20 protein-coding genes, 1 tRNA gene and 1 pseudogene are annotated in these 26,403 nt (G+C 62.9%); 14 read left to right on the top strand and 8 right to left on the bottom strand.

The window, feature by feature from the left end; translation table 11 throughout:
- The first annotated feature begins 57 nt into the window (after positions 1-57).
- The 5 genes from ASD64_RS14660 to ASD64_RS14640 are packed head-to-tail and all read left to right on the top strand — an operon-like array spanning position 58 to position 2,973.
- Positions 58-282 (top strand): hypothetical protein, encoded by a 225-nt coding sequence (locus tag ASD64_RS14660; RefSeq protein WP_056106270.1) that lies wholly within the window; start codon positions 58-60, stop codon positions 280-282.
- Positions 279-1,625, top strand: a complete 1,347-nt coding sequence (locus tag ASD64_RS14655) for a hypothetical protein (RefSeq protein ID WP_056106268.1) — start codon at positions 279-281, stop codon at positions 1,623-1,625. Before ASD64_RS14660 ends, ASD64_RS14655 begins: the two co-directional genes overlap by 4 nt.
- Before the next feature lie 19 nt (positions 1,626-1,644).
- Positions 1,645-2,166 (top strand): DUF2249 domain-containing protein, encoded by a 522-nt coding sequence (locus tag ASD64_RS14650; protein WP_056106265.1) that lies wholly within the window; start codon positions 1,645-1,647, stop codon positions 2,164-2,166.
- 26 nt (positions 2,167-2,192) lie between these two features.
- Positions 2,193-2,495 (top strand): metal-sulfur cluster assembly factor, encoded by a 303-nt coding sequence (locus ASD64_RS14645; protein WP_056106262.1) that lies wholly within the window; start codon positions 2,193-2,195, stop codon positions 2,493-2,495.
- Positions 2,496-2,508: 13 nt separating this feature from the next.
- Entirely contained in the window at positions 2,509-2,973 is a 465-nt protein-coding gene (locus tag ASD64_RS14640) for a group III truncated hemoglobin (protein WP_056106258.1), read from the top strand.
- Between the two features lie 60 nt (positions 2,974-3,033).
- Here the strand turns inward: ASD64_RS14640 and ASD64_RS14635 are convergent, their stop codons facing one another.
- A complete protein-coding gene (locus ASD64_RS14635) occupies positions 3,034-3,735 on the bottom strand; it encodes a Crp/Fnr family transcriptional regulator (protein ID WP_056106609.1) in 702 nt (233 codons plus the stop codon).
- A gap of 194 nt (positions 3,736-3,929) precedes the next feature.
- On the opposite strand from ASD64_RS14635, the gene ASD64_RS14630 reads away from it, so the two are divergent.
- The 4 genes and pseudogenes from ASD64_RS14630 to ASD64_RS21845 all read left to right on the top strand — a co-directional run bounded on the left by ASD64_RS14630 (position 3,930) and on the right by ASD64_RS21845 (position 9,517).
- Complete coding sequence (locus ASD64_RS14630) at positions 3,930-4,370, top strand: pseudoazurin (RefSeq protein WP_056106607.1); 441 nt, start codon at positions 3,930-3,932, stop codon at positions 4,368-4,370.
- Positions 4,371-4,526: 156 nt separating this feature from the next.
- Positions 4,527-5,732 carry an NnrS family protein gene (locus ASD64_RS14625; protein WP_056106605.1) on the top strand — a complete coding sequence of 402 codons (1,206 nt, stop codon included), beginning with the start codon at positions 4,527-4,529 and terminating at the stop codon, positions 5,730-5,732.
- Between the two features lie 417 nt (positions 5,733-6,149).
- A pseudogene (locus ASD64_RS21920) lies at positions 6,150-8,573 on the top strand (autotransporter outer membrane beta-barrel domain-containing protein); the annotation flags it as partial.
- Positions 8,574-8,620: 47 nt separating this feature from the next.
- Complete coding sequence (locus tag ASD64_RS21845; RefSeq protein WP_162249080.1) at positions 8,621-9,517, top strand: autotransporter outer membrane beta-barrel domain-containing protein; 897 nt, start codon at positions 8,621-8,623, stop codon at positions 9,515-9,517.
- A 297-nt stretch (positions 9,518-9,814) separates the two neighbouring features.
- On the opposite strand, the gene ASD64_RS14615 is transcribed toward ASD64_RS21845, so the two are convergent.
- Positions 9,815-9,890: transfer RNA gene (locus tag ASD64_RS14615), tRNA-Thr, on the bottom strand.
- A gap of 221 nt (positions 9,891-10,111) precedes the next feature.
- Between ASD64_RS14615 and ASD64_RS14610 the strand changes: the two genes are divergently transcribed.
- Positions 10,112-11,359, top strand: coding sequence for a hypothetical protein (locus tag ASD64_RS14610; protein WP_056106603.1), 1,248 nt, complete (start codon positions 10,112-10,114; stop codon positions 11,357-11,359).
- On the opposite strand, the gene ASD64_RS14605 is transcribed toward ASD64_RS14610, so the two are convergent.
- From ASD64_RS14605 to ASD64_RS14595, 3 genes are all read right to left on the bottom strand, one after another.
- Entirely contained in the window at positions 11,329-11,517 is a 189-nt protein-coding gene (locus tag ASD64_RS14605; RefSeq protein WP_056106255.1) for a hypothetical protein, read from the bottom strand. The genes ASD64_RS14610 and ASD64_RS14605 overlap by 31 nt on opposite strands.
- 9 nt (positions 11,518-11,526) lie before the next feature.
- Positions 11,527-13,122, bottom strand: a complete 1,596-nt coding sequence (locus tag ASD64_RS14600) for a cisplatin damage response ATP-dependent DNA ligase (RefSeq protein ID WP_056106252.1) — start codon at positions 13,120-13,122, stop codon at positions 11,527-11,529.
- A 136-nt stretch (positions 13,123-13,258) separates the two neighbouring features.
- Positions 13,259-14,269, bottom strand: a complete 1,011-nt coding sequence (locus ASD64_RS14595; RefSeq protein ID WP_056106249.1) for a ligase-associated DNA damage response exonuclease — start codon at positions 14,267-14,269, stop codon at positions 13,259-13,261.
- Between the two features lie 130 nt (positions 14,270-14,399).
- Between ASD64_RS14595 and ASD64_RS14590 the strand changes: the two genes are divergently transcribed.
- From ASD64_RS14590 to pdeM, 3 genes are all read left to right on the top strand, one after another.
- The gene (locus ASD64_RS14590; RefSeq protein WP_056106246.1) at positions 14,400-15,314 is read left to right on the top strand and encodes a class I SAM-dependent DNA methyltransferase; all 915 of its coding nucleotides are present in this window, start codon (positions 14,400-14,402) and stop codon (positions 15,312-15,314) included.
- Positions 15,315-16,407: 1,093 nt separating this feature from the next.
- Complete coding sequence (locus ASD64_RS14585) at positions 16,408-19,005, top strand: ligase-associated DNA damage response DEXH box helicase (protein WP_056106601.1); 2,598 nt, start codon at positions 16,408-16,410, stop codon at positions 19,003-19,005.
- Positions 19,002-19,715: a ligase-associated DNA damage response endonuclease PdeM gene (pdeM, locus tag ASD64_RS14580; RefSeq protein ID WP_056106243.1), complete on the top strand. Its 714-nt coding sequence runs from the start codon at positions 19,002-19,004 to the stop codon at positions 19,713-19,715. The genes ASD64_RS14585 and pdeM overlap by 4 nt, the downstream gene beginning before the upstream one ends.
- A 98-nt stretch (positions 19,716-19,813) precedes the next feature.
- Here the strand turns inward: pdeM and ASD64_RS14575 are convergent, their stop codons facing one another.
- The 3 genes from ASD64_RS14575 to ASD64_RS14565 form a co-directional block, all read right to left on the bottom strand.
- Positions 19,814-20,590, bottom strand: a complete 777-nt coding sequence (locus ASD64_RS14575; RefSeq protein WP_056106239.1) for a TIGR02186 family protein — start codon at positions 20,588-20,590, stop codon at positions 19,814-19,816.
- Positions 20,590-21,513, bottom strand: a complete 924-nt coding sequence (locus ASD64_RS14570) for a sulfite exporter TauE/SafE family protein (RefSeq protein ID WP_056106236.1) — start codon at positions 21,511-21,513, stop codon at positions 20,590-20,592. Before ASD64_RS14570 ends, ASD64_RS14575 begins: the two co-directional genes overlap by 1 nt.
- A gap of 178 nt (positions 21,514-21,691) precedes the next feature.
- Complete coding sequence (locus ASD64_RS14565) at positions 21,692-25,453, bottom strand: peptidoglycan-binding protein (RefSeq protein ID WP_056106234.1); 3,762 nt, start codon at positions 25,451-25,453, stop codon at positions 21,692-21,694.
- 449 nt (positions 25,454-25,902) lie between these two features.
- Between ASD64_RS14565 and ASD64_RS14560 the strand changes: the two genes are divergently transcribed.
- Positions 25,903-26,364, top strand: coding sequence for a MerR family transcriptional regulator (locus ASD64_RS14560; RefSeq protein ID WP_056106599.1), 462 nt, complete (start codon positions 25,903-25,905; stop codon positions 26,362-26,364).
- Positions 26,365-26,403: the final 39 nt, after the last annotated feature.

Raw genomic sequence — 26,403 nt, 5'->3', positions numbered from 1 at the left:
GTTCTAGATATATGTTTTACATGACGCATGAGAAGTGCGTGGACAGGAAGCCCTTCGTTGCGTGGGCGCGGATGGGCAGGGCGGCAAGCAGCAGAGGCCGCTCCGAAGGTTGAGCACACCGCCGCCTATCGCCTGGCTGTTCTGATCGGGCAGGGCGGCGGCAACATGCTTGCGCCGGCCGGTTCGGAAATACTGGCGCTTTGCGACCATCTCTGCACCGATCCGCAGAAGCCTTGGCTTGACGGTGACGGCGATTCTGTCGTCAGGGCGGCGCGATCATGATGGGAGCGGCCCTTTCGCGCTGGACGATGGCCTTTTTTGCCGCCGCGCTGGTTTGCCTGCTCGGTGCCCAGACGATGATTGTCCTGGGCTACGGGTTTCCGTCCACAGCGGTGGAAGACCCGCAGACGCTTGTGCTGGTGCATATGGTCACCATCGGCTGGCTGAGCCTCCTGATGTGCGGTGCGTTGTTCCAGTTCGTGCCGGTGCTGGTCGCGCAACCGCTCATTGGCGCGCAACTGGTGCTGCCGGCGTTGATATGCCTTGTCGCGGGGCTGGCCTCGCTTCTCGCCGGCTTTCTGCAGCTTTCGGGCGATCTGGAGATCGGTATCGCTTTCCTTCCGATCGCCGGAGTTCTTCTGCCGATGGGCTTCGGGCTTGTCGTCGTCGTGCTTGGCCGCACGCTGTTGAGTGGCCGGCCGTTGCCGCTTCCGGCCCGGTTCGTTGCCGCGGGATTGGCTTGCCTGGTCGCGACGGCTTCGATCGGGGTTCTGTTTGCTTCGCTGCTGTCGGGTTTCGCGCCGGCAGGTCATGCTGTCGACTGGCGCGGGGAAGCGTTGCCGCTGCATGTGACCGCAGGCTTCGGCGGCTGGCTGACACTGACCGCGATCGGGGTCAGCTATCGGCTGTTGCCGATGTTCATGCTGTCGCCGGACAAGGAGCGCGCCACAGGAACGACCGTGCTGTGGAGCAGCTGTGCTGCTCTTTTCCTGGTTCTGGTCGCCGTTCCGGTGGAAAGGATGCTCGGCGGGCCGGGTGCCGCATGGCATGCCGCATGCCTGGCCATGCTTGTCGCGGTCGTCCTCTATGGCGTCGACCTTGTCTTTTTCTATCGCCACCGCAAACGGCGCAACATCGAGTTGAACAGCCGCTCCGCCATCGGGGCCTTTGCCGCACTTTATCTCTCGGTCGCCTTGCTTGTCGCGTTGGTGGCCACCGGCACCCTTGGCCAGAACATCGCCGCGCTCGTTTATCTCGTCGCTTTCGGTTGGCTGAGCGGCCTTGGGCTGTCGCAGCTATACAAGATCGTTCCGTTCCTGACCTGGCTGGAATGCTATGGTCCGGTGATGGGGCGCAAGCCGACGCCGCGTGTCCAGGACCTAGTCGTGGAAAAGCGAGACATGCCATGGTTTGCACTGTATTTCTGCGGCGTGCTCGTCGGTACCGCAGCCCTGCTTGCCGGCATGCCGGACCTGTTCCGTCTGGCGGCGCTCGCAACGCTTTGCGCCACCGTGGCGCTGGTGGTGGAAATGGTGCTGGTGCGCCGCCTGTTCAACGTCGCCATTGCCGCTCGTCTACCGGAAGGCACGGCCAGGCCCCGGCTTTTCCTCTCATCCTCGCGATGATCCGACTGGAGGTTTCTTGATGACGCAACCCTATTACGACCTCGACGTTCGGCCGGTTCTGCGCGATGGCGGCGAACCCTTCAGCCTCATCATGCAGGCGGTGTCCGCGTTGGCGCCTGGCCAAAGCCTGCGTCTCTTCGCCACTTTCAAGCCACTGCCCTTGTTCCAGGTTCTTGGCGCGCGTGGGTTCGATGCATCGGCGCGCGAGATCGGCAATGGCGACTGGGAAGTGATCTTCACCCCGAGCGGTGCTGCGGCCGAAGCGGAACAACGCACCGCGATGGCCGACCAGTCTGGCGATGCCTGGCCGGCTCCCGTCGATGAACTCGACAATCGCGATCTCGAGCCGCCGGAGCCGATGGTGAAGACGCTGGAAGGCGTGGAAGCGCTTCAACCCGGGCAGACCATTGCCGCCCTGTTGCCGCGGGAGCCGGTGTTCCTGTTCGAGGAATTGGAAGCCCGCGGCCACAGTTGGCGCGGCCAGATGGAACCGGAGGGGCATTTCCGTGTGGTGATCCGCGCCGGCAACCCGCAGAGGTAGACGTTGTGAATGACGGTGAACCAACAATGCCGCTGGCCGCCGACGTGATCGAGGCCTTGCGGGTGGTGATCGACCCGGAACTCGGCGAGAATGTCATCGATCTCGGCCTCATCTACGACGTTGCCATCGCAGAGGGCGGCATCGCGCAGATCGAGATGACGACGACGACCAAGGGCTGCCCGGCCACCGGCTACCTGAAAGAGGCGGTGGAAAATGCCGCATGGTCGGTAGCGGGGGTGCAGTTTGCCGAGGTCCGCCTTACATACGAGCCGGCCTGGTTGCCGGAAATGATGAATGACAGCGCACGACAGAGACTTGGCCTCGCCTGATGGAAGCGGAAGCATGAACGAACAAACCACCAGCAGGAAGACCATCGTCGTCGACGGCGTGCCCTTGCCCGAAATCCTCGATGAGAACATGGTGCACGCGGTCGTGCATGGTTTCTATGACCAGATCCGTCGCGACGAATTGCTTGCGCCGGTCTTCAACAGCCGCATTTCGCCGGACGAGTGGCCGCACCATCTCGCCAAGATGTGCGATTTCTGGTCGTCGGTCCTGCTCAGAACATCGCGCTACGACGGCCGGCCGCTACCGCCGCATCTGGCCATTCCAGGCCTGGGGGAAGCGCATTTCCGGCGCTGGCTGACCCTGTTTCGCGCAACCGTCCAACGCCTCTGCCCGCCGGAGGTTGCGGCCCTGTTCATGGACCGTGCGCTGCGCATCGCCCACAGCTTCCGGCTTGCAGTGGCCTTCAGCCGTGGCGAGAGCACGGTCGATATCCAGCCAATCTTCGAAGACAGCTTGTAGAAAAAGCCGGCGCGAACGCACGAATCTGGTCGACCTCATGTGAGGCCGCCGCCCGGCTGCTTACTTGTCGACGTGCCCTTCGGCCAGCAGAAGCAGCTTGTGTGGCTGCACGACCGTCACCTTCTGCCTGCCGCTTTTCACCAGGCCCCTTTCTTCCCACACCGTCATCAGGCGGCTCACCGTATGTAAGGTTGTTCCAGTCATGTCGGCGATATCCTGGCGCGAGAGTGGGAAATCGATCAGCAGCCCATCCTCGGTCTTCCTGCCGGTCTGCTGGATCAATTTCAGCAGTGCATGAGCAACGCGCCGGTCCACTTGTTCCGTCGACATCTCGATCACGCGCGCATGCGCATCCTGCAGTCGCGCGCCGACGGCCTTGTAGGTGTTGGCGCCGAAGCTTGGAAAGGCGGCGGCGAATTCCGACCACAACCGGCTTGGCCATGCCAGCGCCACGCAATCCACCGCGGCGATGGCGCTTGCCGGATAGGTCGTGCGGCCGAGCGCGCGTGCTATGCCCAGAAGTTCGCCGGGGCTGATATAGCGCACGATGACCTGCTGGCCGTCCGGTGTGGTCTTTACCACCCGGACATGCCCGTCGAGCAGAAGGAAAAAGGAATGCGCTTCGCCTTCCTGCTCGAAGATGGCGGTTTCCTTGACGATCCGCATGGATCTGGCCTGTCCGAGCATGGTGTCGAGGTCGGCAGCATGCATACCCTGAAAGGGTGCCAGGTCGGCTATCAATGTTCGGTCGAGGCGGCTCAAGTCGCTCTTTCCTGTTTTGCGGTCGACGGGGCGTGCACGTGTCCCACGGTGTTCAAAACGGTTGCTTTGCCCGCAAGGCTCGACCGGTACCATCTTTTCGGATGATCCCGGCTTTGTTTGCGTTGCAGCAACGTTTATCACTCTGCTGCGGCTTAGACACCATTTCAACGTCGCACAAAATGAAAGGCAAGATCATGAGAAACAAGATCGCAATGGCGGTTGCAATCGCCGCCCTGATGATGGCAGGCGCTGCCCAGGCTGCGGACCATCAGGTCCAGATGCTCAACAAGGGCGACAAGGGTGCCATGGTTTTCCAGCCCGATTTTATTCAGGCGCAGCCCGGCGATACGATTACTTTCGTGCCGACCGACAAGGGTCATGATGCCGAAAGCATCAAGGGAATGATCCCCGACGGCGCCGAGCCGTTCAAGGGCAAGATGAACGAGCAGATCACGGTCACTCTGGATAAGGAAGGCGTGTACGGCGTCAAGTGCACGCCGCACTACGGCATGGGCATGGTTGCCCTCGTTGTCGTCGGCAAGCCGGTCAATCTCGATGCGGCCAAGACGGTCAAGCAGATGGGCAAGGCCAAGAAGGTGTTCGAAGCCCTCTTGGCTGAAGTGCCGGCCAACTGAACCGCTGGCCGGTGATACAACCGGCACGCGATCGGCAGATCGCGCATTCCAGGAATGTAATGGAGCGCCCCGGATCGTACGCCGGTTTTGTGGCAGCTCCGCCGGCAAGGCAAGATCCGGGGGGACTTGCCTTGCCGTGCAAATGAAATGATCGACATGGCAATTCCTCGCACCAGGCCCGGCAACTACCCGGCGGTCCTTTCCTACGGGTTCCGCCCGTTCTTCCTGCTTGGAGCCCTCCATGCCGGCGCCTCGATCATCTTCTGGTTGCCGCTGTTCCACGGGACCGTCGAAACTGCCAGTGTGTTCGCTCCCGTCGATTGGCACATCCACGAGATGCTGTTCGGCTATCTTGCCGCCATCGTCACCGGATTCCTGTTGACGGCCATTCCAAACTGGACGGGACGCCTGCCGGTGCAGGGCCTGCCGCTTCTGGGGCTTGTCGTGCTCTGGTTTGCAGGCCGGGTGGCCGTCGCCTTCTCGGCGCAAATCGGATGGATGGGCGCGGCGGTCATCGATTGCGCCTTCCTGCTTGCGGTTGCCCTGGCAGCGGCAATCGAGATCGTCGCCGGGCGCAATTGGCGCAACCTCAAGGTCGTTGTGCCTGTCAGCGTGCTTTTCCTCGCCAATGCGGCGTTCCATCTGGAGGCCCATTTCCAGGGCATTTCCGATGTGTCGCGCCGGCTGGGCATCGGTGCCGCCATCATGCTCATCACCATCATAGGTGGCCGCATCATCCCCAGTTTCACCCGCAACTGGCTGGTGCGCGAAAATCCGGGGCGTTTGCCGGTGCCCTTCAACCGGCTGGATGCGGCAATCATCATCGTCTCGGCGCTGGCGCTGGCGGCGTGGACCTTTGCGCCCGAACTACCGGCCACTGGCTGGGTCATGATCGCAGCGGCGGGCCTCAATCTTTTGCGGCTTTCCCGCTGGGCGGGTGAGCGCACCTTGCGCGATCCGCTCGTCGTGGTGCTGCATGTGGCCTATCTGTTCATACCGGCGGGCTTCCTGCTTGCTGGGCTTCAAGCGCTCTTGCCCGACGCATTCCTTCCCGCTGCCGGGTTGCACGCCTTCGGCGTCGGTGCAGTCGGCTCCATGACACTAGCCGTGATGACCCGCGCAACGCTTGGACATACCGGGCGGGAACTGCGCGCCAGCAACGGCAACTGCGCTATCTATGCGCTTGTCGCGTTTGCCGCATTGGTTCGCATTGCAGCGGCTTTCATGCCGGATATGACCGTGCTCATCGATATGTCGGCAGGGTTGTGGGCGGCAGCGTTCCTCGGCTATGCGGCAATCTTCGGCACCATGTTGGTCAAGCCGAAGCTACGCGCCCTGCCGGTCGTCTCGAAGGCCGAGTAGGCGGCGGGATGCACCGACCCGTTCTGCCCACACCTCGAAATAGCCGCTGACCAGAGCCCGCTTGCCTTCGATCAGGAAGATAGAATGGGCGAAGTAGAGAAGCTTTGAAGTGCCGATCCGCCGGGTCAGCCTCGTCCGACATGAGGTTGGCGACGGCTCTCCAGCGGGACCGAATGCTGGGAGTAATTTCCACCAACCAGTGCCTACCGGCTCCCGGAGAAGAGGGCAGAGGCAGTACTGGCGCATAATCCACCAACGTCGCCGTACGAAGGATGAAAGTACGTCAGTCAAAGCCGCCGGCCAGCTGCTTATTATATTTGTTTTGTACTTATCTTTTCCCCGAAGTATATTTCAGCCATCGTAGATGTTAGAAAACATCGTCGGGGGTTGGCCGCTTCCGCTTTAGAGGGGGCATCCATGCCTGTAGTCCAGCATCAATTTTGCGCGCGTTCGGCGATCGATCTCGGCGGCTCGTTTGCGGTGCAGACCACAAAAAAGCACGTATGGCGGAATGGCGCTTCCATTGTCGCCTTGGCCGGGGCGCTTGCCCTGAGCGGGGCTCCGGCATGGGCCGATGGCGGCATTGGAGGAGCCACTGGCGCGCCAAACGGGCAGGCTGGCGTTGACGGCAATCTTGCCGAGGCGACAGGCAAGGATGGCGGCGATAGTCTCGTCTCCAGTGACGGGGGCATTGGCGGAGGCGGCGCGGTCGATCTCACCACCGGCAATGGCGCGCCCGGCGGCGCACGGGGGGCGGGCAATGTGACCCCCCATCCAGCGCGGGGCCAGGCAGGAACCACGGGCGCGGCCGGGCTGGTGGTCACGACAGCGACTGATATCAGCACCGCCATCGTCGGCGGGGCCGGTGGCGCAGGGCAGGTGACTGGCGTCAATAACACTGCCGGCGGCGGCGGCGGCGGCGGGGTAGGCGTCAGTACCAGTGTCGATCTCACTATCACGTCGACCGGCAGTGTCCGTGGCGGAGCCGGGGCTTCAGGCGTTGCCGCCGGCGGCAGCGGCGCGGGCGTGTTCTCGACGGCTTTGGTCGCGGTGGCTGCCGGCGGCCAGATCACCGGCGGTACGAGTGGCGCCAACAACGCAACGCAGGCCGGTGGCGGCGGCGGCATGGGCATGGTGTTGGCGGCGGGCGGTGGCCTAGTCAACAATGGAAAGATCACAGGCGGGAGCGGCAGCAAAGGCGGCGGAGTGCTTGTTTTCGGCGGCGGCGGTGATGGCGGGGCGGGTGTGTGGGTGACCGGTGGCGGCACCGTGGTGAATGGGGTGGGTGGATCGATCACCGGCGGCATAGGTGGCGCGGGACGATATAGTAGTGTGACCGGCAGCCGCGGCGGACTGGGCGGTGAAGGTGTCAAGGGAAGCGACATCACCTTGATCAATGCGGGCAGCATTTCGGGCGCGATGGGCGGGGCCAGTCAAGGCGTGGGCGCACCGGCAGCGGTGTCGGCCAATGCCGTCACCTTCCTGGGCGGCGTCAATACGCTGGAACTTCAAGCGGGCTCGGTGATCACCGGCAATGTCGTTGCCTTCAGTGCGGCCGACACGCTGAGGCTGGGCGGCGATTTGGATGAGGATTTCGACGTCTCGAAGATCGGCACTGCGGCGCAGTATCGCAACTTCGGCATTTACGAGAAGACCGGTTCGAGCACCTGGACGTTGCTCGGAGCAACATCAGAGATCACGCCATGGACATTGTTCGATGGCACCCTGTCGGTTTCGAGTGACGATAATCTCGGCGCAGCGGCCGGTTCGCTGACGTTCAACGGCGGTGCCTTGCGGAATACGGCGGCGTTCAGTTCGGTGCGCGACATTACGCTGGGTGCCCCGGGCGGCATGATCGAGACGCTCGCCGAGCTGACGCTGACGGGTGTGATCTCGGGCCCGGGCACCTTGACAAAGACGGGTGCGTCCACGCTGACGCTGTCCGGCACAAACTCCTACAATGGCGAGACGCTGATCCAGGCTGGCGCGCTGGCGCTTGCCGGCACTGGTTCGCTGAGCAATTCCAGCCGCGTGGTGGCGAATGGCACATTCGACATCTCGGCGGTAACCGCAGCAGGTGCGGACGTTCAGCGGCTCGCTGGCAGTGGCGCAGTCAATCTCGGTGACAAGACGCTGACACTGACCAACGCTAATGATTTGTTCTCCGGCATCATCTCCGGCACGGGCGGATTAACGGTCCTTGGCGGTACCGAGACATTATCAGGCGCCAATAACTACAGCGGCACAACGTCCGTGGAGGGTGGGACCCTGCGGGCTGGAGCCGCGAATACGTTCAGCGCTGCATCGGCGCATAACGTGCTTGTCGGCGGCACGCTCGATCTGGGTGGCCTCGACCAAACGATTGGTGCACTCGACAATGCCGGGGTCGTCCGCTTGGGCGGCAGCGTGCCTGGCACGGCGCTGACCGTCACAGGGAACTACGTCGGCAGCGGCGGCACCGTCCACCTGAACACTGCGTTGGGCGGTGATGGCTCGACCACCGATCTGCTGGTGGTGGACGGAGATACCTTCGGAAACAGCACACTTTCGATTGCGAATGTTGGTGGCGCTGGCGCCCAGACAAATGACGGCATCAAGGTGGTGAGTGTTGCAGGGGCGTCGAATGGCATTTTCTCTCTGAACGGCGACTACCTATTCGAGGGCGATCAGGCAGTGGTGGGCGGCGCATATGCCTACCGCCTCTATCAGGGTGAGCTTGGGGCGCCGGCCGATGGTGATTGGTATCTGCGCTCATCCTATATCAATCCCGACGTTCCGGATCCCCAGCCGCTTTATGCACCGGGCGTACCGCTTTACGAAGCATATGCGGGAGTACTGCAGCGTTTCAACGAACTAGGCACCCTCCAACAGCGTGTCGGCAACCGGTCGTGGGGGCCGGTGCCACGCCGCAGGGTTCAGATGTTGCCGGTCAGGGCCCGGTCGACGGAAGCGGCATCTGGGCACGTATCGAAGCTGCCCATGCGGAATTCAAGCCTCAAGCATCAACCTCCAGCACCAACTACGACGCGGCTACTTGGAGATTGCAGGCCGGTGTCGACGCCCTGCTTCATGAGAATGAGACGGGCGTTCTGACCGGCGGGGGCGCGTTTCACTATGGAACTGTCTCCTCACGCGTGTCTTCGCACTTCGGCGACGGTGCGATCGACGCCGCCGGCTACGGGTTAAGCGGCGCACTTACCTGGTACGGCAACAGAGGCTTCTATGTTGATGCACAGGCACAGGCGACCTGGTACAGGAGCGATCTGACGTCCTGGACGTTGGCCAACAAGCTTGTCGATGGCAACAAGGGCTTTGGCTACGCGTTGAGTTTGGAGAGCGGGCAGAGGGTTCCGCTGACCGGCCAATGGTCGCTGACGCCACAAGTGCAGCTTGCCTATTCCTCAATCAGCTTCGACACTTTCACCGATCCATATGGCGCATCCGTGTCACTTGCTGACGCTGATCGTCTCGTTGGCCGGTTCGGTATTTCCACCGACTACGAAAATCAGTGGGCGGACAAGGCTGGACAGGTCAGCCGCACCCACATCTATGGCATCGCAAATCTCTATTACGATTTCCTGGATGGGTCGAAAACCGACGTTTCTGGTGTTCGCCTGATCAGTGAGAATCAGGCTCTATGGGGCGGGCTGGGTGTAGGCGGATCGCTGAGTTGGGCTGACGGCCGTTATGCCATCAATGGCGAAGTGTTCGCGAACGCCAGTCTCAGAGATTTCGGTGACAGCAACGCCTTCGGCGCCAATATCGGCCTCAGTGTGAAATGGTGAGAGATCGTGGTTCCTTGCGGCACCTCGCCACGGTAGAAGGCGATGACAACGATCAGCTTCGGGTGCTTTTGCTGGGGTAGGATGTTGTCGTCCATTCGCCGTTGCGCTGGTGAATCGGCTGCCCGCACAGGCAGCACGGCGCAATAGTGTTGGCCGGTGCAATGCTCGGAGAATATGTGTTGGCGGCGCTTCTGTGACATGCGCGCGGGGTGTAGAACTCACCACCTCACCTGTGAGTATTTGGTGAGTAGGTGAAACGGACTGTTGGGAAGTTCGCCGGTAAGTGATTGAAATCATTGGTGCCGCTTAGGTGACTCGAACACCTGACCCCATCATTACGAATGATGTGCTCTACCAACTGAGCTAAAGCGGCACGGGAGACGAAGCCTCCAGAATGGCGGGTTGATAACCGTAAGCCCGCACAAATTCAAGATGCGTTGTCGCCAATTCGACGAGGCGGAATGCGGCAGATACCATGCAAAATGGCCGGCATGCGCCTTTGCCGGCGGTGAATGCTTTGCCGAGGCCCGTTGATTGATCGTCTTTCAACGTTTAACGATCATGAAAACACGGCGGCTCGCAAAGGACATCTGCTTGGACGCGATCGAAAAAGCGATTCGCAACGCCTTCGAGAAAGGCAACGCCGAGGACAGGTCATTCCGCGAAAAGGTGTATCGCTCGGCCTTCGCGGCTCTGGATCGCGCCTTGCAGGCCAATCCCGGCGTCACAGTCGAAACGGCCATCAACCGCCGCAAGGCCATGCAGGCCAAGATCGCCGAGATCGAGTCGGAGTTTCTGCCCGCAGTGGAGACTGCACCGCAGGCCACGCCGCAAGCCACCGTGGACGGTGAGCCCGCTCCGGGCGATAGGCTGCCGCCGGCGGCCGAAGCCGCCCCTGCCCAGCCGGTCGTAACATCCGTCCCGACGATAGACATGCCGGACAGGGAAAGCGCGACCGGCGGCGCGCCGTCCTTCGACGGTCCGGCCGTCGGCCCTGCGGTGAGGGAAGCCGCACCCGGCTCCGCCAATGAAACCGTCGACCCGCCGCTGACAGCCGCAGCCGATGCCCCGCGCGGGCGCGTTCTGCCGGTGGTGCCCGACATCATGCCCGAGCGGCCCTTGCCGGGTTCGGCGCCGTCGACGGGTTCGTCGGCCGAGGTCGCGCCTGACCGTGACGAGCGCCGGGCGCGAGGCAGGCGGCGCGGCGTGCCCGCACTGTTCCTTGGGCTGACGCTGCTTGTCCTGATCGCCATCGGCGCCTGGTGGCTTTTCCAGGCCGACGTTTTCAAGACTCCGGAAGAACGCGGCGAACTGCCGGTGCCGCCTGCGACCGTCGAGGACGAGGATTTCACGCCGGCAGGCGAGGCGACCGCGCCGCAGAAGCCGGGACAGGCCGAAATTTCCGGCGATTGGATCACGGTGTTCACGCCGAAGGACCCGACGCTGGTCAGTGCCCCTTCCGACGCCAAGGCCGAGGTGATGGAGGATGACACCGGCTCGTTCCTGCGCTTGCGTTCCGGTGCCTCCGGTTCCGCCGTCAGTTTCGACGTCGGCCAGGGCATCCTCGAACAGATGGCCGGCAAGCATGCGGTGTTCGTCATCAGCGCGCGCGCCGAGGAAGGCCAGGAAACGCAGGTCTCGGTCGATTGCAATTTCGGCGAACTCGGCGATTGCGGCCGCAAGCGCTACGCCGTCGGCCATGAGCGCAACGAATATCTGTTCGACGTGCAACTGCCCGACAAGCGGCCGGGCGCCGCCGGCACCATCGCCATCAACTCGGATTTCGACAAGCAGGGCAAGTCGGTCGACATCTACGAGATCCGCGTTTCGGCGGAACAATAGGGCATGATGCCGAAAAGTGTGTAGCGGTTTTCGGGTGCCATCATGCCTCGTCCAAATGTCATGATGCCGAAAAGTGTGTAGCGGTTTTCGGGTGCCATCATGCCCGGTCCAAATGTCATGATGCCGAAAAGTGTGTAGCGGTTTTCCGGCACGGCCATCCTCGAACCTTACCCGTCGAGCAGCGCCTTCAAGGTTTCGATGCGGTCGGCTTCGCCGGCAGGCTTGTCCCAGCGCAGCCGCGAGATGCGCGGAAAGCGCATGGCGACGCCCGATTTGTGCCGGCTGGAGCGGTTGAGCCCTTCGAAGGCGACCTCCAGCACCAGGCCGTTGTTGCGGTCGGCCCTGACCGAACGCACCGGGCCGAAGCGCTCGATGGTGTTGTCGCGCACATATTTGTCGATTTGGCGCAGTTCCTCGTCGGTGAAGCCGAAATAGGCCTTGCCGACAGGCACCAGTTCCTCCCCGCCTTCCGGGCCGGACCAGACGCCGAACGTATAGTCCGAATAGAAGGAGGAACGCTTGCCGTGGCCGCGCTGGGCATACATCAAGACGGCATCGACGGTGTGCGGATCGCGCTTCCACTTGAACCACGGCCCCTTCGGCCGCCCCGCCAGATAGGGCGAATCCCAGCGCTTCAGCATTACCCCTTCGATGATCGGGTGCGGCGGTGCGGCGCGCGCTGCCTCAAGCTCGCGCCAATTCGCGAACCCGACCAGCGGCGACAGGTCGAAGCGCGCCGGGTCGAGCCGCGCCGCGAAATCTTCCAGCCGGACGCGGCGCTCGCGAAACGGCAGGCCGCGCAGATCTTCGCCCTCGACCTGCAAAAGGTCGTAGCAGCGCATGAAGGCAGGATAGTCCCTGAGCATCTTCGTCGACACCGTCTTGCGGTTCAGCCGCTGCTGCAAAACGGAAAAGGTGCCGGTGGCGGATGGCGTGCCGACCAGCAGTTCGCCGTCGAGCGCGCCGACAAAATCCATCGCCTCGGCCAGATCGGGAAATGCCCCCGACACGTCGTCGCCGGTGCGCGAATAGAGCCGCTGCACGCCGCCCTCGCGCACCGCCTGCACGCGGATGCCGTCCCATTTCCACTCGGCCGCATAGTCGGCCGGATCGAGCTTTTCGAGGTCGCCGCCGACGGCATTGGCCAGCATCACTGGCCGAAACAGCGCCCGCGCCGCCGTCTCGGGCTTCGGCGCACGTCCTTCCAGCCAGGCAAACAGCGCCTCGTAGGGCGGGGCGAGCCCGTGCCACAGTTCCTCGATCTCGGCGACATCGACTTGGCCGAGATCGGCCAGCGCCTGCTTCGCCAGCCTGGCCGAAACACCGATGCGCAAGCCGCCGGTCACCAGCTTGATGATGGCGAAGCGGGCGGAGACTTCCGCCTCGTCGAGCAGCCTCGCCAGCACTTTGGGCCCGTCGGAACGGCTGGCAGCCTGCAACTGCCGCACCACCTCGGCAAGGGTAAGTTTGTGGTCGCCGGTTTCCGAACCTTGCACCGGCCACACCAGCGAGACCGTTTCGGCAAGATCGCCGACATAGTCATAGGAATAGCCGAACAGCACCGGGTCCATGCGCTCGCCGACCAGCGTGCGCAACATCGCCGGCTTGACCGCGGCGATGTCGAGATTGCCGGTGATCGCCGCCAGCGCCAGACCGCGGTTCGGGTCTTCCACGGTGCGGAAATAGCTGGTCAGCAGGGTCAGCTTGCCGTTGCGCGACGGCGTCAGCACCAGCCGGTCGAGCAGTTCGGCGAAGCGGTTCATGGCGATCGCCCGCCACCGCCGCGTTCGCAAATGTGCGATATTTCCAAGTGATCTCGACTGCTGAAGCCGCCGATCTCCCCCCGTGAGGGGGAGATGTCCGGCAGGACAGAGGGGGGTGAACCGAAAGCCATAGCCCTCAGTCCCCTTCGTCTTCGTAGCCGACGAGATGCAGCGGGCGCGCCGCGATGCCTTGCAGTTCGCACCAGCGCACCAGCGCCTCCTCGCGGCCATGCGTGACCCACACTTGTGATGCACCCGTCTCGCGGATGGTCGCCGTCAGTTCGTCCCAGTCGCAGTGGTCGGAAATGATCAGAGGCAGTTCCACGCCGCGCTGCCTGGCGCGCTGGCGAATGCGCATCCAGCCGGAGGCAAAGCACGCGACCGGGTCGGGAAAACGCCGCGCCCAGCGGTCGGAAAAGGCGGCCGGCGGGCCGATCACCACCGCTCCGGCAAAGTCGGCCTTGCCGCCGCTTTCGACGGTGGCCGGCAAAAGCTCGCCAAGGTCGATCCCCGTCGACTGATAATAGGCGCTGATCTTGGCCAGCGCGCCGTGAATATGGATCGGCCGATCGTAGCCTGCCTGCCGCAACAGCTTCATCACCCGTTGCGCCTTGCCCAGCGCATAGGCCCCGACCAGATGCGAGCGTTCAGGAAACTGCGCCACCGATTTCAGCAACAGGCCGATCTCGTGGTGGTCCGGCGGATGGCGGAACACCGGCAGGCCGAATGTCGCCTCGGTGATGAAGACATCGCACGGCACCACGATAAACGGCGCGCAAGTGGCGTCCGGCTGGCGCTTGTAGTCGCCTGAAGCGACGATGCGCATCGCCTGATGCTCGACGGCGATCTGCGCCGAGCCGAGCACATGGCCAGCCGCGTGGAAGGTCACGGCAACCCCGTTCAGCATCATGCGCTCGCCAAGCCTTGCCGCCTGCGTTGTCCCGGCAAAGTCCTCGCCGTAGCGCAGCGCCATGATATCGAGCGTTTCGCGTGTCGCCAGCACCGAGCGGTGGCCGGGACGCGCATGGTCGGAATGGCCGTGGGTGATCAGGGCGCGCTCGACCGGCCGCACCGGGTCGATGAAGAAATCGCCGGGCGGGCAATAAAGCCCTTCCGGGCGGGGATGAAGCAGGTCGCTGGCGCGCATGGCTGAAAGATAGGCGATTTACGGCGCGCGGGAAGGCCGCTTCGCCAGCCTGCTGACACCATCTTGAAATCCGCCCAATCCTGAAGCATAGCAGCGCTCCCGGCAATTCTTGCCGGCGGAACCCATACCAATGAAACCGCTCCAGGCCTCGTCCGGCGATCTCATCGCCGACCGCCGCGCCGACTTTGCGGAAATGCTGCATGCCGCTGGCGATCATGCGCCGGCTGCCGAACTCATGGCGGATGCGCTGGTGCTGGCGCCCGGTTGGGTGGCGGGCTGGCTTCTGCTCGGTGAAATGCAGGAGGCCGCTGGCCGCCTCGACCAGGCGGCGCTGGCCTGGAACAAGGTGCTGGCGCTCGAACCCGCCGACCGGCTGGGCGCGACGTTGCGTCTGGCGCTCATCGGCAAGGCGCGGCCACCCGCCGCACATCCCAGCGCCTTTGTCGAGACGCTGTTCGATCAATATGCCGACACGTTCGAGACTTCCCTGGTGGAAAAACTTGCCTATCGCGTGCCGGCCCTGCTTTCCGAGGCGGTCCAGATGCAGGGCGGACGCATGTTCGGCCTCGCGCTCGACCTCGGCTGCGGCACCGGGCTGATGGGCGAGATGCTGCGGCCCTTCGTCAAGCGGCTGGAAGGCTACGACATTTCGGCCAGCATGCTGAAGAAGGCCGAAGCCAAGCACCTTTATGACTATCTCGCCAAGGCTGACCTGCAAGATTTTTCCTATGCCGGCCCCCGGGCCGACCTGATCACCGCCGCCGACGTGTTCATTTATCTTGGCGGGCTGGAGATCATCACGGCCAAGGTTTCCGGGATGCTGGCCGAAAACGGCCTGCTCGCCTTCTCCGTGGAGAAACTGGAGACACCCGGAGATCTCGCCCTGCAAGTGTCGCGCCGCTACGCGCACGCGCAAGACTATGTGCGCAAGGTGCTTGGCGACAACGGCCTCGCTGTCCTGTCACTGGAGGAAAAAATCATCCGGCAGGACAGGCGCGAGCCGGTGATGGGCCTGATCGTGGTGGCCGGGCACCGCCCTCACTGACCGCTCTCGCTCCTCAACTTAATCATCCCGGACAGCTTCGCCTTCACTGCGGTCGGCTCGCGTTCGGGATGCGTGGCGTATGATCTCGCGTCATGACGGGTATTTAGCTGCTGTGAAGCCGTGCGGCGCAGGAAAGATCGTGGATCAAACCAACCCCCTCACTCCGCCAACTGGTTGATCCCGCTCGCTTCGAGCAGAAGCCGCCGACATTCCTTTCCACACCCTTCCAACCTCACCCATAATCCCCCCCATCGCCCTTGCGGGAGACCTGGTGCGCACCGGGTATCGAGGGGAAGCGTCGGTGCCGGATTGGTCGCATGACGGTGTGCGGCTGGGCAACCGCATGGCCGGTGTGCCGGTTGAGGGAAGCCACCGGACGGGCGGCCGCAAGGTCGCATTACTTACTTAAACGAGCGTCCGAACGGCCGCCCGTCTTCCCGATCTCTCAATCGAGGTCAGTTCTTTGACAATGGCCAGACGGCAAATGCTGGGCGTGGCAACCATACAGCACGAACTCCGATAGCCGTCCGGCCATTCGTCGGGGTCCCCGCCAGCGGCGAGCGTAGCGAGCGAGCTTAAAGGCGGGGCAGAAGACTCCCAGGGCCGAAAAGGCAGCGTGGCAATGAAGAAGTGCAACCATCTCTTCGTCATCCTAGGGCGGAGCAGGCCGAAGGCCGTCGCGCAGACCCTGGATCCATGCCGTGACCAAGCGGCAGCGCGATACTGCGCACAAGGTCCTCGTTCTGTTCCGCCGTACAACTCCCAAGCGTTACGGCATGGATCCTCGGGTCGCGCCTTTCGCTGCGCTCAGGCTTGTCCGAGGATGACGAAGTCGAGAGGCGCGCGCTTCCCTTCTGCCGCCAAAGGGAAAGGGCACAGGACGTACCCCGCCAGCGGCGAGCGCAGCGAGCGGGCTTAAGAGCAATTCCAGTAAAAGTGGAAGCCGGTTTTCCGTTCGGAATTGCGAAACCAGGGAACCAGCGGGGCAAAGATCACCAGACGGCAAATGCCGGGCGTGGCAAGGACAAGGCATGATCACTTTTTGTTCCAATTTTCTCTTGGCCTTCGTCCGCCGCCGCGCTACCTCTGGCGGGTGACCGCCGAGCCGCACCTCTCCGAAGACAATGCCGCCATCCACCTGCCCGGGCCGTTCGTCCGATGGTTCGCCGAGAAGGGCTGGACCCCGCGCGCCCATCAGATGGAGTTGCTGGCCCGTGCGCAGGCCGGGAAGTCGGTGCTGCTGATCGCGCCGACCGGGGCTGGCAAGACGCTCGCCGGCTTCCTGCCGACGCTGACGGAACTGGCCGAGCGGCCAAAACGCAAGCCGGGACAGGCGAGGCGCGGCATCCACACGCTCTACATCTCGCCGCTCAAGGCGCTGGCAGTGGACATCGAGCGCAATCTTGGCAAGCCGGTTGCCGAGATCGGCCTGCCGGTCACCATCGAGACGCGCACCGGCGACACGCCGGCCCACAAGCGCCAGCGCCAGAAACTGGCGCCGCCAGACATCCTGCTCACCACGCCCGAGCAACTGGCACTGCTGATTGCCGCAACGGACGCCCGGCGCTTCTTTGAGGATTTGCGCTACGTCATCTTCGACGAACTGCATTCGCTGGTCACCTCCAAGCGCGGCCACCTTCTGGCGTTGGGGCTGGCGCGGCTGCGGACCTACGTGCCCGATCTTCGTGCCATCGGCCTTTCGGCAACCGTGGCCGAACCCGACGAATTGCGCCGCTGGCTTGTTTCTCAGAAACCGTCTCACCAGGCCCACGAGAACACAGTGGAGGGGCCGGCAGGTTTCACATCAAGCCAACCCAGCCAGCCAATGGCCGGGCTCATCACCGTTGCTGGCGGCGCCAAGCCGGAAATCTCCATTCTGGAATCGCGGGAGCGCGTGCCTTGGGCCGGCCATTCGGCGCGCTATGCCATACCCGAGATCTATGAGGCGATCCGCAGGCACAAGATGACGCTTTTGTTCGTCAACACCCGCAGCCAGGCCGAGATGTTGTTTCAGGAGTTGTGGCGAGCAAACGAGGACGCCTTGCAGATCGCGCTGCACCACGGCTCGCTCGATGTCGGCCAGCGCCGGCGCGTCGAAAAGGCAATGGCCGACAATGCGCTGAGAGCCATCGTCGCTACATCAACGCTCGACCTCGGCATCGACTGGGGCGATGTCGATCTAGTCGTCCACGTCGGCGCGCCGAAGGGCGCCAGCCGGCTGGCGCAGCGCATAGGCCGCGCCAATCACCGCATGGACGAGCCTTCGAAGGCGATCCTCATTCCGGCCAACCGCTTCGAGGTGCTGGAATGCCGCGCCGCGCTCGATGCCAATTATATCGGCGCGCAGGACACGCCGCCCTTGCTCGGCGGCGCGCTCGACGTGCTGGCCCAGCATATCCTCGGTACCGCTTGCGCCGCACCTTTCGATGCCGACGTGCTTTATGAGGAAGTGACGAGCGCCGCACCCTATGCCGGGTTGGACCGGCATACCTTCGACCGGGTGGTCGGTTTCGTTGCCACCGGCGGCTACGCCCTGAAAAGCTACGAGCGCTATGCCCGCATCCGCAGGACCAACGAAGGGTTGTGGCGGGTCCCCCATCCGCGCATCGCCCAGCAATACCGGCTGAACATCGGCACCATCGTCGAAATGCCCGAACTGAACGTGCGCTATGTGCGGCAGGGCACGGTGGCGGGTTATGGCGGGCGCGTGCTTGGCAAGGTTGAGGAATATTTTGCCGAGACGCTCAGGCCCGGCGACAACTTCCTGTTTGCCGGCAAGGTGCTGCGCTTCGAAGGCATCCGCGAAAACGAATGCGTCGTCTCCAATGGCGGCGGCAAGACGCAGATCATCGTACCTTCATACGCCGGCGGCAAGTTTCCGCTGTCCACCTACCTCGCCGATCAGGTGCGCGGCATGCTGGCCGATCCCGAAAGCTGGCACGCGCTTCCCGAACAGGTCGAGGACTGGCTTCGGCTGCAAAAGGAAAAGTCGGTTCTGCCGAAGCGCGGCGACCTGCTTGTCGAGACATTTCCCCGTGCCGACCGCCACTACATGGTTGCCTATCCCTTCGAAGGCCGGTTGGCGCACCAGACGCTCGGTATGTTGCTCACGCGTCGGCTGGAGCGGGCCAATGCGCGCCCGCTCGGTTTCGTCGCTACCGACTATTCGCTGGCGGTGTGGGGTCTGGACGACATGGGCGCGCTGTTTGCGGCAGGCAGGCCTTCGCTGGACAGCCTGTTCGATGAGGACATGTTGGGTGACGATCTCGAAGCCTGGCTGAACGACAGCTGGATGCTGAAGCGCATGTTCCGCACCTGCGCCGTCATTGCCGGCCTGATCGAGAAGCGGTTTCCGGGCCAGGAGAAAACCGGGCGGCAGGTGACCGTGTCAGCCGATCTCATCTACGATGTGCTGCGCAGCCACGAGCCCGACCACATCCTGTTGCAAGCGACGCGGGCGGATGCTGCCGCCGGCCTGCTCGATGTCAGCAGGCTTGCCGACATGCTCTCGCGTATCCGGGGACGAATCGTGCATAAGGACCTTGAACAGATTTCGCCGCTCGCCGTACCGATCATGCTGGAGATCGGCAAGGAATCGGTCAACGGCGAAGCCAACGAGACGCTGCTAATGGAGGCGGCCGATCTCGTCGAGGAAGCGATGGGAGCAGGGTTGGCGGGTGGTTTGCGATGAATCTGGCGATTGATACAACGGCAGCCGCGTCTGCCGATCTCGTCGCTATAGCAGGCGAACACGCGGTCTGCGATCCGCGCGGCGTGCTCTATTTTCCCGAGCTTTCCCTGCTCGCCGTCTCCGACCTGCATCTGGAAAAGGGCTCGTCGCTGGCGAGGCGCGGCACGCTGATCCCGCCTTATGACACGGCCGCGACGCTTGGCAAGCTGCAACTGGTCATGGCCGACTATGCGCCGCGCATCGTCATCAGCCTTGGCGACAGTTTTCACGATGGCGAAGGCGCCAGCCGCCTGCACGACGATTTCCGCGAGCGGTTGGAAACGCTGATGGCGGGCCGCGACTGGTTCTGGGTCGCCGGCAATCATGATCCGGACGCGCCGGCCGACCTGCCCGGCGAGACGGTCATGGAACTGGCGGTCGCCTCGCTGGTGTTCCGGCACGAGCCGTCGAAGGGGCAAGTAGCCGGCGAGGTTGCCGGGCATCTTCATCCATGCGCCCGCATCGTCCAGCGTGGCCGCTCGGTGCGCCGCCGCTGTTTTGCCGGCGATGGCTTGCGCATGATCATGCCGGCCTTCGGCGCCTATACGGGCTCGCTCAATGTGCTCGACCGCGCCTATGCTGGCCTGTTCCGGCGCGACAGCCTCATCGCCTACATGATGGGCAAGGATCGCATTTTCGCCCTTCCGGGCGCGATGCTCAGGCCCGGCTAGAGCATTCCAGCAAAAGTGTGCAGCGGTTTTGCGTTCGGAAATGCGCCTAGACAAAAGACTAGAGCGGTTCCGCCGTTTCCGCTGAACTCGGAACCGCTCTAGTCCTTGCGGAAGATGATTCGCCCCAGCCAGCCCGTCACCATGGCCAGGCCTATCGACATCAGGCCGTAGACGAAGCCGTGATTGTGCGCGAGGCGGAATACGGCCTGCTCGAAGCCCGACTTGCGGATTTCAAGCTGCGCGGAGCTCTCCTTCACGAAGATGCCGTTCTTGAAGAGGAAGGCGCGGGCCTTGTGCGTTCCGACCGGCACATCAGGGGCAAGCCGCACGGTCGCGCGAAACAGGTTCTGCGACAGGAAGCGCACGCCTCCCACGTTTTCGCTGTAGAGCCCTATGGCGGTTTTGCGTTCACGCAAAGCCTTGGTGAACTCGGCAAGGGTGAAGGGGTTCTGGCTTCGGTCGGCGGGCTGCATGTAGATGTTGTTGGCGCCAAGCGAGAGCTGCTTGTAGTTGTTCGGGTCGGTGATGTCCTGAAATGCCCTGGTCGTGGCTAGGGAATAGGAAACGGGCACGTTCTCGAACTGCTCCGATTCGAGGTTCATCCACACGCCCAGCACCCGGTCCTTGCGCCGTACAACCACTGGACGCGCGGGTCCTTCCAACACAACGATCACATCGTAGCGCCCCTGGCGGGAGACTTGCGGATCGGCGTCCTCTAGCGAGCCGAAAATGGTGAGGTCGGCGCCGGCGAAACCTGCGGTGATCGCGACGCTGTCGGTTGAGAGACCGATCTGGATGCTTTCCTGGTGCGGCGATTGCGCGGACGCAGGAAATGAAGCCAGGAAAGCAGCAATCAGCACCCAGATGCGCGCCATCAGCTCAACCCCGGGCTGGCGAGCGAGTAAAGGTTGGGCGGCGTTATGAAAAGGTCGACCGCGAGGCGCAAGGCGACCGCCAGCACCAGCAGCGCCAACAGCGCACGCAGTTGCTCGCCGCGCAGCTTCTGGCCGGCCTTGGCACCATACTGGGCACCGGCAACCCCGCCGATCATGAGCAGCAGGGCCAGCATGATGTCGACCGTGTAGTTCGTCGAGGCGTGGATCAGCGTCGTATAGCCGGAGGTGAAGATGATCTGGAACAACGACGTACCGACGACGACATTGGTTGGTACACGTAACAGGTAGATCAATGCCGGCACCATGATGAAGCCGCCGCCGACACCCATGATCGAGGACAGGAAGCCGATAGCCGCACCGAGGGCGACCACCGGAATGACACTGACGAACAGCTTGGATGTACGAAAGCGCACCTTCAGCGGCAGGCGGTGGATCCAGTTGTGCTGGCCCGATTTTTTCAAGGCAGGCGCTGCGCCGCTGCGGGTGGCGCGTAGCGCGTTGACGCTTTCGACCAGCATCAGCCCGCCAACGCTGCCCAGCAGCGCGACGTAGAGTAGCGAAATGAACAGGTCGAGCTGGCCAAGGCTGCGCAACACGGAAAACACATAGACGCCGGCCGTCGAGCCGACGATGCCACCGGCCAAAAGCACAAACCCCAGCTTGAAATCGAGCGTACCTCGCTTCATGTGCGACAGCGCGCCGGAGAAGGAGGAGGCGATGACCTGATTGGCGCCGGTCGCGACAGCGATCGCCGGTGGTATGTTGTAGAAGATCAGGAGGGGGGTAATGAGGAAGCCGCCGCCGACTCCGAAAAGGCCCGACAGGAAACCGACCACTGCGCCCATGGCCAGCAGCACGAACACGTTGACGGAAATTTCCGCAATCGGGAGATAGATGCCCACCCGTCCGTCTCGATTACTTGTCGCCCCTCGGCAAAAGCATACCGCCAAAAAGCTAATCTGTTCTTGCACGACCGCCGCAGCAGGGAATTTATCCGCCGCGATGCTGAAAAAAGAAACATGTCAATCAGTTACAGGCAAATGTGTGGCGAGGGCGTCGCAGAAGCGACGCCACCTGTACTTATTTGCGCGCAAGCAGCGCATTCACCAGTTTTTCATCCACCTGGCCGGTCTGGGCCATGTCGTGGTCGGCCTGGAAGGCCATGATGGCGTCCTTGGTCTTGCCACCCATGACTCCGTCGGCAGTGCCTGCCGGATAGCCGTTCTTGTTGAGGATCAACTGGATGTTCTGCACGGCCTTCTTCATGTCGATGCTTGCCGTGGTGGTAGGCGTATCCTGCCAGCCTTCAGGCAGGTCGACCATATTGGCTGCAGGATCGAGCGGCTTAGCTGCCCAGAGCTCGGTCGTTGCACGAGCCTTTTCCAACTGCTCGGGCCGCAGCGTCTTGGCGATCTCGTCGCGCTTGGCCGCAGCATCCTTGTCACCAGTCTTGGCAACGAGTGCGAACCATTTGTAGGATTCTTCAAGATCCTGCTTCATGCCGACGCCTTTCGCCGACAGGATGCCGAGGTTGAACTGGCTGTCCTTCACGCCAAGATCCGCCGCCGCGTGAAACCAGCGCGCCGCCGCGTCATTGTCGTTCACGCCATCGGCACCCATGGCCAAAAGCACCGCCAAATTGTGCATGGCGCTGGCATTGCCCTGCTGCGCGGCAAGCTGGTACCAGGTCTTGGCCTTGTCGATGTCCCGTGCGACGCCGATGCCCTTTTCGTAGAAATTGCCGATGCGGTATTGCGCCGGCGCAAGCCCTTGCTCAGCCGCCTTTTCGTACCATTTGGCCGCAACCGCCAGATCTTCCTTGACGCCACGCGCCTCGGCATAGCGCGAGCCGATCTCGAACAGCGCCCTGGCATCGCCGCCGGCGGCGGCGGCGCGCATCGCGGGTGTGCCGATATCGTCCGGGATATCCATCCTGGCTTCCGGCGCAACGGCCGGCTTGCCTTCTTCGTTACCGGCAAGGGGGGCAACCGGCGCTGAGGTCTCTATCTTAACCGGCGCAGCAATAGGAGGCGCGGTCATGGCGACAGGTGCCTTTTCCGGCGGCTGCACCAGCATGGCGGCGGCGCTGCTCGCCTTGGGGGTTGCCGCCACGACGATGGCCTTTGCCTCTGGTTCGCTTGGCTTCGGCCCGGCAGCATCGGCAGTGGTGCCGATGGACCTGGAGGCGGAAACAGGCGTGGTCTTGATTTTTGCCGGCGCGGTTTGTGCAACCTTTTGCACGACAGCCGGGGTCGTGGTCTTTTGCGCTACCTGCACCGGATCGGACAGGAACGCCTTGCCAAGCTGGAGACCAGCCAGGGCCAGCATGATGGCGCCGGCCGCCATCAGGATCGGCTTGCGGCGCGCCTTGAGCAAATCGCCTATGCGCAGCGCCTTGACCGGACCGCCAATGCTCGACTGCCGCTTCAGCGTCTCCGCTTCCGCCGCGGCCGCCTGCGCCGCTCGGCGTGCAGCGGCGATGAAGTCGGACCTGGCGGCGTCGGCTTCATTCCGCTTGGCCGGTTGACCGCGCTCGTCACGGACCCGCTTCATGATCGCGCTGAGGTCGGGAGCGCCCGAGCCAGGTTCCAGCGGACGATTGATGAAGGCTGGTTCAAGCGGTTCGTCTGGATCGACGGCCGGAGCTTCCGCCGCGGGGGCCGATCCGGCGAGAGTCGGCAGGTCTGGAGCCTTACGGCCCTTGAATGCCCGGGCGATCCCACCAAAGAGCGATTTCTTGCGACCCGTCTCGGTTTGGACGGCTGTGTCCTCGCCCGTCGCCGCCCTCGCAGCTTCAGCCGCTGCCTCGGCAGGTGTGCGAACAGGCGCTTCGCCGCGCATGACGGCGGCGACGAGATCTTCATGTTCACCGGCTGCTTCCGACAAGGGCAGTGGTTCGTCCAGATCAAGCGTAGGTGCCTCGTGCACCGTGATCTTGGCCGTGGTCTCGACTGGCGCATCTTCTTCGATGCTTGGCGTTTCCAGCGAGCCCAAGCGCTCGACGATCTTCAGAAGCGTGTCGTGAATAGCTTCGAATGTCTTGGCGTTGCGATCGTCCGAACGTCGCGTCAGCGCTTCAAGCGTCTTCAAGTCTTGTGCCAGACCGGCCACCGCGGCATTTTCTGCGTTGGAACCGCTCATCGAGCGGACCGCGCTTTCGGCCGCCTCTCTGGCTGCGTCCAGGATGGATTCCCGCGTACCGGCGATCGACTGCTCGATCTGGCTAAGCCGCGGGCTGATATCGTCGAAATCCGGTAGTGGGGTTCCGGGCTGCGACAGGTGCGCCGACAGGCCCGCCACTTGTGCTTCGAGGCTACGGATGAGATCGGGGTCGAGCCCGGCGAACTGGGCGGTCGAACTGTCCAGACGGTCCGATATTTCTGTAAGCCGGGTTTCCAAACCGCGAATGGCTTTCTGGTTGGCCGGATCATTGGCGCGTGCTTCAAGCCCCTCGGTCAGAACATTGAAATGCGCGCTGATAGCTTCGATGACTCCGGTGCTGTCCATGCCAGGCTGCGGTGCGAGGTGGCCCAGCCGGTCCGCCACTTCATCAAGTCTGCGTTCCAACTCGCGGAACAGGATGTTGCCTTGCTCGATAGCATCGCCCTGTCGCCGTTCCAGCATGCCCGCCAGTACGTCAAAGCGTTGTTCCAATCCCTGAACGATACGGTCGGCATCGGGCATGGCCGGCGCGTGATCGATTCTGTCTGCGATGATTGCGATCTGGGCGGCAAGCCGTTCTATCACTTGTTCCGGCAGACGATTCTGCGCGGCGAGGTCATCGACGCGTCGCGACAGGGTGTTGAGCCGTTCTATGACTTCGCCTGATGGCCTTTCTTCGGAAACCTCCTCAATCTGAGCGGCAAGCGCTGCGATGCGCTGCTCGATACGCTCGAAGGCGGCCGGATCGAATGCATTTGCCTGCGCCGTAACAGTTGAAGCGACGATCGCCCGCGAAATTTCGTCGAGCCGCTCGTCGATCAGGCTGACGGTGTCGCCTGCAGGCCCGTTTTGTTGGCTGGCAAAATGTTCGAGGGCGCCGGCCAGTGTGCGAACCTTTTCTTCGAGCGAGCGCAGTGACAACGATTCGGGGAGGTTGTCGACGGCGCGGCTGATCTGCTCGAGCCGTTCGTTCAACATGGCAATGCCTGCATTGTCGTCGGGTGCCTGCTGGCCAGCGTCGAAACGCTCTTCAAAAGCTGACCAACGGCGATCGAAATCGTCCCAGCGATTGTCGGCGGCGCGTACGCTCTCGTCGCGGGCCAAGGTATCGATCGCCGCTTTTACCTGTTCCAGTTCGAGCCGCAGCATGCTGATGCTTCTGTCATCGCTCTTGTCGGCTAGCGCCTGGATGGTGCCCGACAGCCGTTCCAGCTCAAGACTGAGCTGGACGCTATCCCCGGCGGCCTCGTCGGGCTGGCGCGCAAGTTCGATGTCGCGGCGCAGCGCCTCGAATTCCTGGTGCAGCCCGGCCGTCATCTGGTGGCGCAGTTCCTCGCGCAGGCCACGTAGTTCCCCCGCGATCTTGCCTACGGCGGTGAGGCTGTCTTCCTGTCCGCGGACGCGGTCGATGTCGCGTGCGATCGTCTGGTAGTTCGGCCCGAAGGACGAAGCCGCCGGGGGCTCGACAGGCTCTGCCGAAAAGAATGGGCCACGCGAAGAGGGATTGCCGTAGCGCGGCTCGCCCTGGCCAGGTGCCTCGCGGCTGTCGGTTTCATGCCTCGATCGCTCCAGCCGCGCTTCCAGCGCGGCAAGCGAATGGTTGAGCTGCTCCAGCGTCGTATGAGGCTTGCGCTGCCGGCTGGCGTTAAGTGCTTCGAGATAGGACCGTTTGTTGCTCATCGCGACGCCTGTTTCTGGAGTGGCTGGCACCGAGCCAGGTTCCTCTCAAAAATTCCGTCGGCAGCGAACGCGGCCGCACCATTGCCATGCGGCAGAAGGGCAGGCCCACGCTCCGAGAACCGTGAAAACTTCGCTACAGGATAACCACGGGGAACCGACATGCGCACAATTCGCCCAACGTGGTAAACAAGATGTTAATCAAACTTAAGAAGCTTAACCTTTATTGAGAAAACACTTCGACCCGGCATGCCGCACGGCAAGGAACCTGATGCCCACCGCGCCCCCCTTGAATTTCGCCGTCGCTATCGATATACCCTTACGTAAACGTAAGCGGAACTCCAAACCCCGTTTGCAGTGACGATCGAAACCACAACCGGAAGTCAAAGTGCTCTTCCGCATGCGCCGCAGGCCCTTCAAAGGCCGTGCCGCAATCTTAGGAAAAACCGATGATGAAATTGATGCCGGCCGTAGACAGCGCGGCCTTTCAAAATGATATTCTGAGTGATTCAGCCGGCGAGTTGGCGCGCATCGGCGAGATGGCAAAGCAATTCGGCGTGACGTTGCGCACCTTGCGCTTCTACGAGGACAAGGGCCTGATCAGTCCGCTGCGTGAAGGGGCGACCCGCCTTTATACGCATCGCGACAAGGCGCGCCTCAAGCTCATCTTGCTCGGCCGCAAGGTCGGGTTCTCGCTACGCGACGTCAAGCTGTTGATGGACCTCTACGATCCGTCTGGCACCAACATCAAGCAACTCAAGGTGGCGTTGGACAAATCCGACAAACAACTTGCCCGTCTGCAAAACCAGCGCGCACTGCTTGATGAAGCCATCAATGTGCTGAGCCATTCGATGGCTGACATTCGCCGTACCCTGGCGGAGCGTTCGTCCGTACCGTCGAGCGTCGCCAACTAAGGTCGGGTCTTCCGCCCGGCACAACAGATAATCATGGCC

Origin of the sequence: Mesorhizobium sp. Root157 (assembly GCF_001427385.1) — a bacterium.
Taxonomy (GTDB): domain Bacteria; phylum Pseudomonadota; class Alphaproteobacteria; order Rhizobiales; family Rhizobiaceae; genus Mesorhizobium.
The sequence above is the reverse complement of the archived record's forward strand: the minus strand, read 5'-3'. Positions and strand labels throughout refer to the sequence as shown.

Excerpts from the sequence above, each read along its gene's own strand:
- ASD64_RS14625 (WP_056106605.1), top strand. The coding sequence starts at position 4,527 with ATGGCAATTCCTCGCACCAGGCCCGGCAACTACCCGGCGGTCCTTTCC.
- ASD64_RS14655 (WP_056106268.1), top strand. The coding sequence starts at position 279 with ATGATGGGAGCGGCCCTTTCGCGCTGGACGATGGCCTTTTTTGCCGCC.
- ASD64_RS14565 (WP_056106234.1), bottom strand. The coding sequence starts at position 25,453 with ATGAGCAACAAACGGTCCTATCTCGAAGCACTTAACGCCAGCCGGCAG.
- ASD64_RS14605 (WP_056106255.1), bottom strand. The coding sequence starts at position 11,517 with ATGGCCGTGCCGGAAAACCGCTACACACTTTTCGGCATCATGACATTT.
- ASD64_RS14560 (WP_056106599.1), top strand. The coding sequence starts at position 25,903 with ATGAAATTGATGCCGGCCGTAGACAGCGCGGCCTTTCAAAATGATATT.
- pdeM (WP_056106243.1), top strand. The coding sequence starts at position 19,002 with ATGAATCTGGCGATTGATACAACGGCAGCCGCGTCTGCCGATCTCGTC.
- ASD64_RS14575 (WP_056106239.1), bottom strand. The coding sequence starts at position 20,590 with ATGGCGCGCATCTGGGTGCTGATTGCTGCTTTCCTGGCTTCATTTCCT.
- ASD64_RS14600 (WP_056106252.1), bottom strand. The coding sequence starts at position 13,122 with ATGAACCGCTTCGCCGAACTGCTCGACCGGCTGGTGCTGACGCCGTCG.
- ASD64_RS14595 (WP_056106249.1), bottom strand. The coding sequence starts at position 14,269 with ATGCGCGCCAGCGACCTGCTTCATCCCCGCCCGGAAGGGCTTTATTGC.
- ASD64_RS14590 (WP_056106246.1), top strand. The coding sequence starts at position 14,400 with ATGAAACCGCTCCAGGCCTCGTCCGGCGATCTCATCGCCGACCGCCGC.
- ASD64_RS14640 (WP_056106258.1), top strand. The coding sequence starts at position 2,509 with ATGAACGAACAAACCACCAGCAGGAAGACCATCGTCGTCGACGGCGTG.
- ASD64_RS14645 (WP_056106262.1), top strand. The coding sequence starts at position 2,193 with ATGCCGCTGGCCGCCGACGTGATCGAGGCCTTGCGGGTGGTGATCGAC.
- ASD64_RS14630 (WP_056106607.1), top strand. The coding sequence starts at position 3,930 with ATGAGAAACAAGATCGCAATGGCGGTTGCAATCGCCGCCCTGATGATG.
- ASD64_RS14650 (WP_056106265.1), top strand. The coding sequence starts at position 1,645 with ATGACGCAACCCTATTACGACCTCGACGTTCGGCCGGTTCTGCGCGAT.